Genomic DNA, 14439 nt, shown 5'->3' with positions numbered 1-14439 from the left:
CACGGCAAATAAAGTAACAACGCAAATCCATCTACGCTTTACAATAAACACAATACTCCAGAACTCACACACACAAAACATCAACAGGGACAATTTAGCGATATTACAGGCTAGTGTAATTTACCAAATCACCTGTCCCCGTTACTTTTATTTTTATTTCTATTTGGAATGGAAGGCACCATCCTTGGCAACACACACATAAACGTCTGCAACTAATCCCGATTGTGATTGATACAATTCAGAAATCGTTGCTTTAATATCGTCAACTAGGTCATTTGGTGCAAGCGCGACAACACAGCCACCAAAACCACCGCCCGTCATTCGAACGCCACCTTTGTTACCTAAAACTTGATGAACGATATCCACTAAATAGTCCATTTCTGGCGTTGTGACCGCAAAATCGTTTTTAAGCGATAAATGTGAATTACGCATTAATTCACTCATTGTCGCCATATCATTTGCTTGCAGTGCAACAAGGGCAGCTTCTGTTCGGTCGTTCTCAGTAACCACGTGTTTAGCACGTTGGTATAATTCAGGTTCAATATCTGACTGCGCCGCTTCTAATTCTGCTAAGCTTACATCACGAAGCGCTGGCTTATTAAAATACGCAGCTACCGCTTCACACTGCTTTCTACGCGTGTTGTATTCACTGTCTACAAGACCACGTTTTACATTAGAATTGATAATAACCAATGCCATATTTTGTGGAATTGGTGCATGTTTAAACGTTAAGCTTCGGCAATCCAATAACATCGCATTGCTTTCTTTACCCATCGCAGAAATAAGTTGATCCATAATGCCGCAGTTACAACCTACAAATTCGTTTTCTGCTTGCTGCCCCATTAGCGCCGCTTTCACGCCGTCTAGACCTAGCTGATATAATTCGCTGAATGTTTTTAAAATCGCAATTTCAAAACTGGCTGAAGAACTTAGTCCAGCACCTTGAGGTACGTTACCAGTGACAACGAGGTCAGCACCTTTAATTTCTGGGTTGGATTTAAGCAGTGCTAACAAAGTACCACCAACATAATTCAACCACATTTTGTCTTCATCAAATTTGATGTCTGTTAACGAAAATTCAGCGCTTTCGCCGTCACAATCTACCGCTAACACACGCACTGTTTGGTCATCACGAGTTGACGCTGCGATGTTAGTACCGAAGTTAATAGCCGCTGGCAATACAAAGCCATCGTTGTAATCAGTGTGATCACCGATTAAGTTAACTCGTCCAGGACCATGACAAATGACTGCCGGTTGGTATCCGTATTGCTGTTGAAAAATTTCAGTTAAGTTTGTTTGTTGAGACATTATGCGCCCGCCTTATAATGTACAGAAGAAACGTCTTTTAGACGTGTTGCGGCTTGTTCAGCAGTTAAATCACGTTGCGACTCAGCCATCATTTCATAACCAACCATAAACTTACGAACCGTTGCTGACCGTAAAAGTGGTGGGAAGAAACTTGCATGTAACGTCCATTCAGCATGTTCTTCACCGTCGTATGGTGCACCATGCCAGCCCATTGAATATGGGAAAGACGAATTAAATAGATTGTCATAACGAATCGTGATCTGTTGAATAATATCCGCCAGCGTAACTTGCTGCTCGGCCGTTAGTTCAGTCATGCGTTGAATTGGGAATCTAGGTAATAATAACGTTTCAAATGGCCAACCAGCCCAATACGGAACAACCACAACCCAGTCATCATTTATGACAACGACACGTTCGTCAGCGTCTACTTCACGTTGAGCATAATCAGCTAATAAATTACGGCCATGTGCTTTTAAGTATTCGGCTTGTGCATTATGTTTTTTCTCAACTAATGTCGGTAATTGTTGTTGCGCCCAAATCTGTCCATGTGGGTGTGGATTAGAACATCCCATCATTGAACCTTTGTTTTCAAACACTTGTACCCAGTTATAGGTTTTACCTAAATCTTCACATTGGTCCTGCCAGGTTTTCACAACTTCGGTGATTTCTGCAACTGACAATTGAGGCAATGTTTTACTGTGATCTGGCGAGAAACAAATAACACGGCTTTCGCCCTGCTCTGTTGCCATTTTAAATAATGGGTCGTTTGTTTCTAACTGCGGTGTATCCGTTTTTAAGGCTGCAAAATCATTTTGAAAAACAAACGTTTTTTCATATTTGTCATTCACTTCACCATTAATACGAGTATTACCTGAACACAAAAAGCACTTTTCGTCATAAGACGGCTTTTGGTCTTCGTCTAACGTTTCAACTTGGCCTTGCCAAGGACGTTTCGCACGGTGTGGAGAAACCAGCACCCACTCATTAATTAATGGATTATAACGACGATGTGGATGTTCAGTTGGATCAAATTCATTAGCCATTTTTAACACTCGTTTTGGTTTTATTAACGATGAATATGGAACTAGGGTAAACGTTTACATTTTTAACGTCAATTAACTTTTGAAAATAATTTTTAAATCTCCAATAACAATTAACTGACCGTTGGTGTCGCAAGACAAACTTTTTGCAATAACGAAAGGCTTAGAGGTATGATGGCCGGCATCGGGTTAACCAGCGGATTTAAATCAGTTTTCAATGTCCACAATAAAAGATGTCGCAAGAATAGCAGGCGTGTCCATCGCCACCGTTTCTCGGGTTGTAAATAAGGGCCCTAAGGTCGGAGAAAAAACCAGAAACCGGGTATTAAAAATCATGCAGGAAATTGGCTACATGCCTAATGCCAATGCCCGTGCTTTAGTGACTCAAAAAAATACCACCATTGGTGTTGTGATCCCTGATTTAACTGACCCATTTTTTGCTTCCCTCGCCCACGGTGTTGACAAAATTGCCCGTGAAAAAAACATGCAAGTCCTGTTAAGTACGGGATTGATAAGTGAAAGTTCTGAACGTCAGGCAATAAACTTATTATTGGAACGACGTTGTGATGCTGTGGTCATTCACAGTAAAAAATTAAGTGACGACGAGCTTGTTGAATTATCAAAACGGGTGCCGGGATTAATACTCATTGACCGATTTATCGAACGGATTAAACACCGTTGTGTCTGGCTTGATAACGCGGAAGGTGGAAAGCTTGCCGCACGCCATTTATTAGCAATGGCGCATAACTCTTTTGCCTGTATTACCAGCCAATACGAAATTGACGATCCTTTATTACGCCTTCAAGGATTTAAAGACGGTATCCTAGATGCTGGTTTTACATTAGAAAACAAATTAATCGCAAAACAAGAGCCTACCCTCCAAGGTGGTGAAATAGCCGCTCAAGAGTTACTCTCACAAAACATTCCGTTTTCCGCTTTATTTGTCTACAACGATGCCATGGCCATTGGTGCGATCTCTACGTTTGAAGACAACGGTTTTCGTGTTCCCCAGGACATTTCAGTGATCGGGTTTGATGATGTTTTACTGTCTCGATATTCGCGGCCTAAATTGACCACATTAAATTATCCAATTGAAGATATGGCTGCAAATGCGGCGTTATTGGCACTTGAATATAGGGAGTCACCTGAGCAATATTCAGCCCCCGAAGGTCTTAAATATCTCCCGAGTTTAGTGACACGAGAGTCTACAATTCGTAACAAAAGCCGCTAATTCCAGGTTTAATTGCTCAGTAGCAGCTGCTTTACGTAGTCCTTTATTATCGGTAGTCTTACAGGTTCAAATTGGTTTTTGGATCACTATGTATGGATGCGGCATTGTTCGAGTTTTTATTTAACACATTTTTATTTATTGGCTTAATTGTCGTATTAAAAGACCGGAAAAATGTAAAACGGCTTTTAATCGAAATAACGAAGTTAAATGACCTAGTTAACCTTCAAAACGATAAGATTCGAAAACTGGAACTTTCCGCGATACTCGCGGCCAAAGATCGCGATGAGCCTAAACCAACAAAGAATACCGAAGGTTTAGTCGATAACACGCCTGCACAACCAACCCCCGCCGCTATGAGCTTTGAGCTTCCGCCAGCTATTGAAAAAAGCCAGCAGCATGAAGCAACTCAAACGAATCCCTGGGCAAATAACGATCGTTCAAATCAAGCGGCGGTGCAGTCACCAGCAACAGATGCAGCAAGGCCATCGACACCGGGGCAAACAACAAAACAGCAAACCAACATGGATAACGATGCTTCAGGATTCAGTATCGACACACTATTAAGTGGCAATGGGTTATTCTGGCTTGGTGCCATCATATTGGCTTTTGGCGGTATCTTTTTAGCAAAATACTCAATCGAAGCGGGATTATTACCGCCAAGTATTCGGGTCATAATGGGGAGTTTGTTTGGTATTTCTTTAATTGGATTGGCTGAATATATTGATAGAAACAAAGCCAAATTTCATATTACATCGCCTATTATTTCCGCAGCAATTGCTAGTGGCGGTTTTATCACCTGTTTTGCGATGACGTTAGTTTCGTTTGATTTCTATCACTTTATTCCTGCAAATATCGCATTTGTTATTTTGGCCATAATTTCACTGGCCGCCGCCGGTCTTGCACTGAGGTTTGGTCCGATTTTGGCGGGCATCGGCGTGATTGGCGCATATGCAGTTCCTGCACTCGTATCAACCGGTTCAAACAATGTTGCGGCACTTCTTGCCTATATTGGTTTTGTTTCCCTATCAGCACTATGGGTTGCCGAAACGGTAAAACAGAAATGGTTGTGGTGGCAAAGCTGTGTTGGCCATTTTAGTTGGTTTGTAGTCGCTGTGTTAATGGCTAAAAACAGTGATTTCTGGCCTGTTGTTTTATTTTCTGTTGTCACTTTGTACTTATATGTTTTGGCCACGATACTCGGCTGGAAACTGCAGCATACGCTGTATCAAGCGTTAACGATTAAGCAACTGCTTATGCCAAGACGCGAACAGTTGGTAGTTGTATTAACCACCCTATTAGTCGCTGTATTTTTAGCGTTACATGCAAAAAGCGACTTTATTATTTGGACCAATATTGTCGTTGTAAGTGTATTTTTTGTCGCGGCTTCACGTCATAGCGCCTTAGATACTTGGCCATATTTTGGGCTGTTCATTGCCTTTATTTCGTTTAGCCTTTGGCCAAAAGGCATTAACTTTGACGACAACTTGTTTCCATTCTCGGGTCGGTTTTTATATGTTCAACTCGCGGTGTTAGTGGGCATGTTATTTTGTGGTTATATGATTAAACGCCACCCCAAAAGACATAGCTATTTGTTGTTGCTCGTTGTCACACCATTGGCTTTATTTGGGATCAGCTATATTGCAGCACCCTCTGCCGCGGAATCGGTGTTGTATCCGCTATGGGCCGCAGAGCTGCTGATTATTGGCGCAATAAGCAGTTTAGTCGCAACCAAAGTCGACTCAACCTTACACAAACTGACTTATCTTACATTAACCAACCTGGTGATTACGCTTTGTTTTACTATGTTATTAGAAGCCAGTACCTTAACCCTAGCGATTGCGTCGCAGATTGCGACAATGAGTTACTTAAGCTGGAAATATCAGGTTAAAATTCCAGATTGGTTATCCAAGGTCGCACTTCTAATTGTTACCACGCGATTGACCTTTGCCCCTTGGTTAGCAAATTATAAAGACGAAACCATACTAAATATTCATTGGACAATTGTTATATATCCGCTGATTTTAGGCTTGGTTTGGTTTACGGCTAAATACAATCAATCCCTGCGATTAAAACCTTGGCTACATGGGGTATTTATTCATATTGTTGCGCTGTTGCTAACAACAGAAACAAGTTATTTCTTAATTGGCGACTATCCAAACTTTTCAAACTTAAGCTTTGTCGAATCAACCGTGTTGGCCTTCAATTGGCTAATACTGGCAGGTGTCTATCGTTGGCGTGCGACTATTTCAAACACTCCAATAAATACAGAATCTAGTCGTGACGAACCTGCCATAGAGCCGGGTAATCGGTTATCAAAACTCTATGTTATCGCCGCAACTGCCCTTTATTTTGGCGTAACACTTTTACACCTCGATATTTCAGTTTTAAACAACCCGTTTGTCGAAAACCAATATGTCGGAAGCTTTGCTGCAAACTGGCTTATCGTGTTATGGGCATTACCCGCCGGACTGCTATTTAGCTATTATAAATTGGGATTAATAAGTGAATCTTACAAAACAGCGATATTTGTAATAATGGGGATCTGCGCATTTATGTTTGTAAACGGCGAGATTAGAATCGTATTTAATCAAGGGTATTTGTATCTCCAGCAACCTTTTGCCCAAGCTGAGGTTTATACCTATTCCATTGTTTGGTTGGTGCTGTCGACAATCATGATATTTGTAGCCCAAACCAAACAGCGGCTCACACTTAGAAATGTTGGTTTTAGTTGTTTAGCACTTGTGATCCTCAAAGCGTTTTTAATTGACATGTCACATTTACAGGGGCTTTATCGGGCGTTGTCCTTTATTGGACTTGGACTGTCGTTAGTGGCAATTGGTTGGTTGTTTCAAAAACTCAAACCCGTTAATGCCGGTGTTAATGGATCGGAAACTGAGACCTAACATAAGCGCAAAATAAAACAGGTCCACATTGGTTATGTTCGTTAAAAATTAACTTTAAACTAAACAACCAATGTGGCGCTGCCATTTTTAAATTAAAAATGACGTTTTATGGCCTGCGGGCCATTAACATCTTGCCCTTGATCACTTCGTAATACATGCCTCCTAAAATAATAAGAACAACGCCTAAGATACTGAATAGATATGAATAGTCTGGTTCAGATTCCGTCGCTTGCGGTTGCAGCTCAAGCTTTTGGCCTGTGACCTGCTCAACTTCACTTGTGCTGCTTTCTGCTGCCTTTGGTGGCTGTACATCAGTTGGATCTGTTTTTACCTGCGATGCATCAGCAGAAAACTGCGGTGCGGCTAACCCATAGCCAGCAGCTAACTCGGTGACATGTTGTTTAAGCTTTTCATTATCGACAAATAGATTATATTTTTCGACAAACTCACTGTACCGTTTGACTAGCGTTTCTAAGCGCTCGTCATTTGCCTGCCAATAGTCTTTACGCTGCGCTTCTAACATACGTTGCATCATACGGGCGAGAGCTTCTGGATTGGTTTTTTCAAACCATTCATCTAGGTCTAAATTGAGTTTGTCATCTACATAGATGTCTAGATATTCGTCCCACTGATCACTTCTAACCAAGTTAGGGTCAACGACTTGCCAACCAAAAAAGTTATCCATTCTACTGCTTAACGACACAGCACCGGAGTAACCTTCTTTCTGCATTTCCTTAATCCAACGTGGATGGAAAATACGCGTTCTAAGCTCGCGTGCTAAAAAGCGAGAGGCATCTTCTGCTTTCACATTATTTGCATCACGAAGATTCGATACCACCATGTCGGGACTTGCCCCGTCTAGGTTTCGAACCGCTAAGCTTATGCCACCAAAATACTCAAATGGGTCGTCTGAACTTAACATGCCAAATACATTTGACGAACGGGAGAACAAGGCGATGTCGGTGCCTGACAACTGCTTGCCATATAGGTTAATCGGCTCGCCGGTTTTTGACGTTATTTTTTTGCCCCAACGTGACTTGTCTGCGCCAAAATAAAATCCCATTTTGTTCATATAATTGTCGGCAATGGCCCTGTCATTTTCCCACTTGTCACTTGCCCAGGCCAGACCATCAACACCCGAACCATAATCACCTGACTGGTTTGAAAATACGCGAACGGTCGACAAATATTCAGCATCTTCTTGTTCGACGCCCTGTGCTAATAATTCGGCTTTAACACGTTGACTGTTTTGCCATATCGGGTTGTTATCTTCTTTAAGTTCCGCCACTTGCTGCACTGCTTTCGCCAGGCGCTGCATAACATTTGGGAACGCATCTCGATATAAGCCCGTGGCGGATAAAACAACATCAATACGAGGTCGTTTAAGCTCTGAATACGGGATCACTTCAGAACCAAGAACGCGACCGGTTTCAGACCAAATTGGTCGAACGCCCATAGCATATAAGGCTTGGGATTCTAACACCCCATAATGACGCATGGTTTCGATAGACCACAGTGAAAACGCCATCTTGTCTGGAAATTTTCCATGTTTGGCTTGGTGGTCACTTATCATTTGATTGATCAGTTCTTTACCTTGTTCAAATGCGGCTTTAGTAGGTACTTTTGCTGGGTCAAATCCGTACAGATTAAAACCTGTTGGCAGAGACTCTGGGTGACGGATGGGGTCGCCACCGGTTTTTACTGGGATATATCGTCCCTTGAGAAAGTCCGATAAACTTTGCAGTTCTCTTATCTGTGTTAATCCTTGGTAAAGACTTTGCCCACGTTTAACGTGTTCTATTAATTCCTCTGGTAACTCACTTTTGTTGTTGGTTTTACCGTTTACGCCATTCGCAGTGTTCACAGTGTTCACAGTGTTCACAGTGTCCACAGCGTCCACTGCTCTTACCCCGTTCACGACGTGGTTTAACACAGTGTAAAACCCAGGTAGATTTTCAACTTCGACGTTTTCAAGAAGATGCTCGTTTGACTCGGTTTTGGCAGCATCGGAATTGTGCCCCAGCCCCTCGTGTAATCCGACAACATCGTGCTCATATTCCTGTGCTAAGGCCGTAAATTTACTGCCCAACATTTGGATTAAGGTGCTAACGACCAAACGAGTCTCGGGTAACTGCCCAAAAGTATGTAAGCCCAGTGGTTGATTGGCGGTTGCGAGGGCTTCCATATGGCTGTGCAGATCGTCAAAAAATCCATCAAAGTCTTTCTCAATATCGGCTTGTTCCCAGGCGATATCCTTACAGATATTTAAAGTAAAGCACTGTTCTACCACCTGCTTCGCCGTCTTTTGTTTGACACCGCCATTATCTAACTGGCTGTATTGGTGCATCAATTCATGTAAAACCACAATATCACCTTGCAAGCCAGCTGCGGCAAATGGCGGTGTCATATGAGAAACGACCGTTGCACGACCACGTCGTTTTGTTTGCATCGCCTCACCTACATCGTCGACAATAAATGGATACACCACGGGCGTATCCCAAACCGCTAGATTGCCTTGATCATAAATCGATAAGCCACGCTCTTTTCCACCTAAATATTCCTGCGAACCATGTGTGCCTAAATGAACAATAGCGTCGCCTTGCCAAAACTCACGGGCATAAAAGTAGGCTGCCAAATAGAAGTGATTGATAGGTACGATTCCCTGATGAAAAATACCACTTTCATCGTTCTTTTTATCTGAACGCGGCGGTTGACGCATCACTAACATGTTACCAACACGCATTCGAGGCAATATAAAATAGTCAACTGAATCGCGTTTTATCGCCATAAAGTTATCCTGTGGTTTACCCCAATGGTCATTAATTTTATTTTTAAGATCCGTTGGCAATTTGTTAAACCACGCTAAGTAATTTTCTATCGGCATGAGCTCTGCAAGATCGTCATCTAAAAAGGCTTGTAGCTGTTTACCTTGAAGTTGCTCTGGCCGATAAAATGGGTCTAGAATTTTTTTAACTCTTTGTGTAAAAAATGTCTCATCGGTGGCGGGAATGTCATATCCCTGCGCATTTAGTGTTTTAGTGATTTCACTTAGACTGGTTGGAATATTTAAAAATGACGCACCGACATCTTGGTCGCCCCAAACAAAAACCGTGATTTTTTTGTCATGTGCGGGTTTGTATTTTAAGGAAGTTAAATTGACGGCCTTATTTACTAAATGCTCTAGTTGATAATCAATAATGTCAATATTGCCACTGCGGCGGTCCATTGCAGCCACCACCATAGGATCTGTAACCCCTGCGGTTTCTGGTAAAACTAAAGTAAATGCCATCATACCGGCATCAACACCTTGTGGGTCTTGTTCCCAGGCTTTTTGGTCACCGCCATAATAAGTCATGGCCTGAATAACAGGGACGCCAAAACGTTCAAATTCAACCTTACGTTGATTAGCCCAATGAATGTTTCTAAAGTTTAAAATTAGGTCTACATCTGCCGTTAATTTATTGGCGGCATTGCCATCGATATATAACAACTCATCGTAATGTTTTTCACCACGACTTAACGCAAAGAAAAACGGCACAACGTGCACACCACGTTGTTCTAATTGCGCAATCGTTGTGTCTATTAACTCGGTTTGTTCAACTTCTATTGCTGAACGATTCATCAATAACGCAATTTTAGCTTGGTTCGATTTTGGTGCTTGCCAATCAAAATATTGTTTTAAGTCGCTAACAATAAGGTTTGGTAACTTTGGATGATAAATGCCTTTATCGGGAAATATCACCGGTGATGCGACCGATAAGGATTGTGTAGCGGGATCTTCGAGCACGTTAACAGACAAATAACGCAACATATTGCCAAGATTTTTACTGCCACCGTTATCCCAATATTGGTCGAGAGTTTGCCTTTGTAATTCAGACACACCTATTTTATGTTGGAAAGTCTGATGCCATTTTAAACCAACCACTCTGGCCTTGGACTGATTAATTATAGGAAGATAGGGCGAAAAACTTTTATTGGCTTCCGCCACTGAAACACTGTCTAACAGGACAACCTGATATTGATTAATTAAGGCCAAAAACTCTACAGGAGACTTAATAGAACGCAGCGATTTTTGGCTCACTTGCCAATTCGGCATCATGGCATTATTGGAAGCAGCCTGCTTTTTTAACAATTTTACTTTGGCTGGATTACTGTGTGAAGAGCTTATAATCAATAACCTAGACGCTTTCTGTGGTGCTTTCTGCGGTGCTTTCTGTGGTGCCTGCTGCAACTCAGACTCGCTGTTTTGCTGGACTCGATTTTGTGGTTCAGCAAACGATTGTACTGACGACAACGTCAAGCAAAATAGAGCAATTTTTTTTAAAAATGAAAGTGAATATTTCATGTGTAACCTGTAAAACGGGCAATAAAGGATGGGGCTAACTAAGTTTATATTCATCAAATCAAGGCGTTTTTTTATCTCGCGGAAGATAACATAACGCCCTAACTTGTCCCGTTTGAATCAACTTAGTTAGTCCCGGAGGACAGTTGTAACCTAGCTTACTTATTCTGTAAGTGGGTCAGCGACAAAGCTATAATTGCCAGAGTTTCCTTCGGCATCGTAATAACTTGTGATTTGCATTTTGTAATTTTGAGTTGCTGTTTTGATGATATAAACACCATATTGTGACCATAATTGATGGCCACCTTGTAGGTTATAGGCGTACCAGTTTTTAGTCTTAAATGCGTTTACTGTGTATTCATTTGGCTGGAAGCCATAATGAGTAGCCGCTTCAACGGCGACACCCGTAAAGGAATTTGTAAAATCTTGAATTGCCGTTGATGTTTCCGCTAAATCAAGTTGATACGAACCAATACCATCAGCACATGGAATAGAGATATCGTAGTCTTCCGTTGATGTTACTTCCATTGCCGTTGCAAAGTTAATATATACCGCCGATTCAGACGCACATAACATAGCCAAATCTAAGGTTAAATCTTGTTCTGTCGAAAACTCAGTTTCTCCAGACGCCTGTACGCCAAAACTTAGAGTGACGTCGGACATTCCAAAGCCAGACTGCGTCAAATTAGTCACTCTAAACTTACTAAACACGCCATCTGATTGGACAATATAAAAACTGTCGTTTTTAGCCGTTACTGCATGGGTGGTTGTATCGTAGTTATAAAATCCATCCAAAATACGTTCGGTTACGTCACTTACAAATTCTTCATCCGCTGGCACATCAGCTAACGATACAGCTTCATAATCTGCCAGTTCGGCTTCAGCACTTGCATTAACAAATGTATCAACAATTACTGCACCGTCAGCGTCGTAATATCCACTGTTGTTGCCAGTAAAATACATTCCAACAGGTGTTGTACCATTGTTATTTAGGTAGATATTGGTACGCTTGAATGCAATATCCCAATCTTCATTTGTGCTAGCTTGGTCTTCCGTAAGCTCTAATACGGTGCCAGTGTCTAAATCAAAGTAGGCAAATACAGGCGCGCTGCTTGTCCCGGTTGAAAACGGGCCGTATGGCGTCGACGTAACTTCATCTTCCACAATGTCCTCTACAACGTTTGGTTCGTCATCGTCAGATGAACTGCACCCAGCCATTAACAACGCCATGCTAATTAGAGAAAGCGAAGCCATCTTTTTTAAATTTGTGTTATTTATCGCCGGGGTATTTGAATTAGAGTGTTTCATATCTATCTTGTTCCTATACAAAATTGTTGTTCAAATTTATGTGTTTTTTATAATTTTTTAATGGGTTATCTAAAGTGGTTTAGCCGTTAAAACTGATAATTAACACCAACTTTAATCGTTCGGCTCGATACAGGCCTTGGGTCAAAATACCCAAGATCTATCAGTTGGTTATCTCGGTGCTCATCGGTTAAATTAAGCAACGAAAGATGCCATTGAAGATTGGAAGTTATGGTGTGATTGAGCGAGAAGTTGAGAGTGGTAAACCCATCAACCGCTGCATCGACGTAATCGTCTGGCGTGACTTCATCTGCTTGATAAACGGCATAAAGTAGCGTTTGAACATCGAGCGAGTGCAAGTCGTACCCGATATTAGCTTTAACTTGGTGACGCGGACGGGCTTCAAGACGTTTGCCACTTTGGTCAACGGCATCTACATAGCTGTAATTTAGTTGGCTATTCCAATTGAGAAAACGCAGCTCTGCACTAATATCAAACCCTTCGATTGTTGATTTCTCTATGTTTTTGTATTGTGAAATACTGAGATTTTGCGCTTGAGACATTTGTGCATCTTCTCGCGTCGCTATCAGGTCTTTTGTTTCTGAATAATGTAAATCAAAAGATAACTGTAAGTCTGCGGAACGATTAAATACCGCGCCTGTATAATCAACGCTCAAATTGTAAGAATCTGATTGCTCGGGCTTTAAATCTTCGTTGCCGAGAACCTTGTAACCTAAGTTGCTGTGGTCAAACACGTAGTAACGTTCTTTTAAGTCTGGGACTCGATAACCTTGCCCATAACCGCCTCTTACTTTTAACGGCAGTCCTGCAACTTCTACGTCAAACATCGCGCTCAAACGTAATGCGGTATGCATACCAAAATCAGAATCATATTGGCTCCTGATCCCCAACAGATATTGATGATCCGACTTGATGAAGTTGTATTGGCTATATAGCTCTACACTGCTTCTGGATTCATTTGCCACTTCAATTGAGTTATCAGCCGGTTTAACCTGATCAAGTTTGTCAAAATTTGTGGCAAATCCAAATACCACTTCACCGCCATATTCGCTGTCAAACTGAGGTCGTACTTTCCCATGCTGCAGAGAGTACAATCCTTCAAGCTGACCTAAGGTAATTTGAGCGTCTCGAATACTGTTCGACCGGCCACTCGTTTCATCGTGACTTATAAACCTAGATTTTAGATGCCAGTGATTATCAAATGCACTTAACCCAGCCCCCAATTGATGTTGTTCAACATCAGAAACGTAATAAATTAGATTCGACTGGCCGGGAACTTTAGCCGTTATTTTGTTTTTGGATTCGTTTAGAAAGTCATAAGACAAACTAAAATCAACAACTGAAAAAGATTTAGATATCGCAGCTTTAGCAAAGTTTTTGGTGAGTTCACCTGAATCTTGTTGTACATCAGCTGGGGTTAAATCAAAGCCAGGATCAGAGACATGTTGTAGCGATATTTGGTGTTGCCAATCATCCATACGGCCAATATTAGATAATGTGGTTGTATGTAAAAGGTTATCAACACTAACCTCATCATTGGCATCGTATATGCCAATTTCTGTTCGAATTTGAGTTACCGGCTCAACATCCTCAGTGGTAATAATATTAATGACCCCACCCATGGCAGAGCTGCCATAAAGCACCGACGCGGCGCCTTTAATGACTTCTATTCGTTCAATGTTGTGTGCGCTGATCTGATCTAAATCAACCGCCCCGTTAGCAGGTGAAATTAACGGTTGGCCATTGAGTAAAACGGCAATATGTTTACTGCCATACCCGCGCATTTTGACCGTATAACCGTCTTTTACGCTGCGTTCCAAAACAACAGATGGAATAAACTCTAGCGCTTGAGCCAATGTGCCCTGTGTCACTAACTTCAAAGTATCTCGTTCTATGACATCAACAGAGACAGGCGAGTCACTTAACAGCTTTGCGGTTCTGGTGCCGGTAATTACCAGAGTTTCAACATAAGGTGTTGCGTTATTTTCAACGCTGACAGCAGCAAGCAAATCGTCCTCACTTGTCACATTCTTATTTTCTAGTGCAGTGTTATTTGCTGCTTCATCCGTATTTATTCCAACTGAACCAGATGGACGTTCGGCAGCACTTAATCCCCCTAGGGACAAAATCAGACTTAGGCTGGTATTAATGACAATTAGATTTTTGACTAGGTTCTTTTTTATTATCAACATGTTATTCGTTCATTTTGTCTTCTAATCTTTGTTGAACGCAAAAAATAAATCGTCACACAAACATTAAATGATAATCATTCTCAATTGCGATTAGTTT

At 41.6% G+C, this 14439-nt stretch carries 7 protein-coding genes; 2 read left to right on the top strand and 5 right to left on the bottom strand.

The annotated features are described in order from the left end of the window. Positions 1–159: 159 nt before the first annotated feature. Positions 160–1308 (bottom strand): galactokinase, encoded by a 1149-nt coding sequence (gene galK / locus Q4575_RS11050; protein WP_303522998.1) that lies wholly within the window; start codon positions 1306–1308, stop codon positions 160–162. Continuing rightward, entirely contained in the window at positions 1308–2351 is a 1044-nt protein-coding gene (locus Q4575_RS11045; protein ID WP_303522997.1) for a UDP-glucose--hexose-1-phosphate uridylyltransferase, read from the bottom strand. Before Q4575_RS11045 ends, galK begins: the two co-directional genes overlap by 1 nt. 214 nt (positions 2352–2565) lie before the next feature. Between Q4575_RS11045 and Q4575_RS11040 the strand changes: the two genes are divergently transcribed. Beyond that, entirely contained in the window at positions 2566–3579 is a 1014-nt protein-coding gene (locus Q4575_RS11040) for a LacI family DNA-binding transcriptional regulator (protein ID WP_303522996.1), read from the top strand. Positions 3580–3671: 92 nt separating this feature from the next. Further along, a complete protein-coding gene (locus Q4575_RS11035; protein WP_303522995.1) occupies positions 3672–6482 on the top strand; it encodes a DUF2339 domain-containing protein in 2811 nt (936 codons plus the stop codon). Positions 6483–6588: 106 nt separating this feature from the next. Here Q4575_RS11035 and Q4575_RS11030 read toward each other — a convergent pair whose 3' ends face one another. The 3 genes from Q4575_RS11030 to Q4575_RS11020 all read right to left on the bottom strand — a co-directional run bounded on the left by Q4575_RS11030 (position 6589) and on the right by Q4575_RS11020 (position 14342). After that, positions 6589–10827 carry a cobaltochelatase subunit CobN gene (locus Q4575_RS11030; protein ID WP_303522994.1) on the bottom strand — a complete coding sequence of 1413 codons (4239 nt, stop codon included), beginning with the start codon at positions 10825–10827 and terminating at the stop codon, positions 6589–6591. A 159-nt stretch (positions 10828–10986) separates the two neighbouring features. Continuing rightward, entirely contained in the window at positions 10987–12132 is a 1146-nt protein-coding gene (locus Q4575_RS11025) for an HmuY family protein (protein WP_303522993.1), read from the bottom strand. 86 nt (positions 12133–12218) lie between these two features. Further along, positions 12219–14342, bottom strand: coding sequence for a TonB-dependent siderophore receptor (locus tag Q4575_RS11020; RefSeq protein ID WP_303522992.1), 2124 nt, complete (start codon positions 14340–14342; stop codon positions 12219–12221). Positions 14343–14439 lie beyond the last annotated feature (97 nt).

Origin of the sequence: Psychrosphaera sp. 1_MG-2023 (genome assembly GCF_030548245.1) — a bacterium.
GTDB classification, from domain to species: domain Bacteria; phylum Pseudomonadota; class Gammaproteobacteria; order Enterobacterales; family Alteromonadaceae; genus Psychrosphaera; species Psychrosphaera algicola.
This window is presented reverse-complemented; position numbering and strand designations above follow the sequence as displayed.